The organism is Oleiphilus sp. HI0066 (genome assembly GCF_001635725.1).
Genome location: NZ_LWFH01001376.1, coordinates 1 through 1,006 on the forward strand (window position 1 = coordinate 1; position 1,006 = coordinate 1,006).

The 1,006-nt window shown below is 43.7% G+C and carries 1 protein-coding gene; it reads right to left on the reverse strand.

Going from position 1 to position 1,006, the window contains the following annotated elements:
* A partial coding sequence (locus A3738_RS20820) for an NADP-dependent isocitrate dehydrogenase (protein WP_231876719.1) occupies nt 1-1,004 on the reverse strand: 1,004 nt, incomplete at its 3' end.
* Nucleotides 1,005-1,006 lie beyond the last annotated feature (2 nt).

A 1,006-nucleotide genomic window follows, 5' to 3' on the forward strand; every position in this document is an offset into this window, starting at 1 on the left:
TTTGAAATACCCTTGTCTGAATCAACCATAGCGAGTTCAGGACGATCTTCGTAACACTTACGAATATCTTCTTCAATTTCAGAACGCTGCGAATATGGAAGAGACTGAATTTTCTGGTGAACATTGCTTAAACCATTGTTCGCGTTCACACCGAGCTTTTCAAAGGTTTCTGCGTGCTTTTCAAAGACTTCTTTAAAATATACTTTTACAGCATGGCCAAAGACGATCGGGTGAGAGACTTTCATCATGGTCGCTTTTACGTGCAACGAGAACAAAATGTTAGCGCGTTTCGCACCTTCCATTTCGGCTTCGAAGAAATCGCATAGCGCTCTCACACTCATAAACATGCCATCGATGACTTCGCCGTCAAGCAGCGCTAGATTCTCTTTGAGATTTTTCTTTTGACCATCTTTGGTTTCAAGCTCAATGCGAACATTACAAGCTTTATCAATAATCGTAGACTTCTCGTTATGGTAAAAGTCGTTATCCCACATGTGCGCTACGTGCGTGCGTGACGCCTGGCTCCACTTACCCATTGAGTGAGGATTTTTGCGTGCATACGCTTTAACCGCTTTTGGCGCTCTTCGATCAGAGTTCCCCTCACGTAATACAGGGTTTACCGCGCTTCCAAGCACTTTTGCATAACGTGCTTGAATGTCATTTTCTTCATCAGAACTTGGTTCGTCTGGGTATGCAGGTAAATCAAAACCTTGAGATTGAAGCTCCGCAATAGCTGCTTTTAGCTGAGGAATAGACGCGCTCACATTTGGAAGCTTAATGATGTTTGCTTCTTTCTTAAGTGTTAGTTCGCCCAACTCTTTCAACGCATCTGGAACGCGTTGCTCTTCTTTTAAGTTCTCTGGGAAAGCTGCAAGGATTCGAGCAGCAAGTGAGATATCACTTGATTCGACACTGACATCTGCAGCAGAAGTAAAGGCATTTAGAATAGGTAGGAGCGAGTAGGTAGCAAGCGCCGGCGCTTCATCGGTTTTGGTATAGATAATTT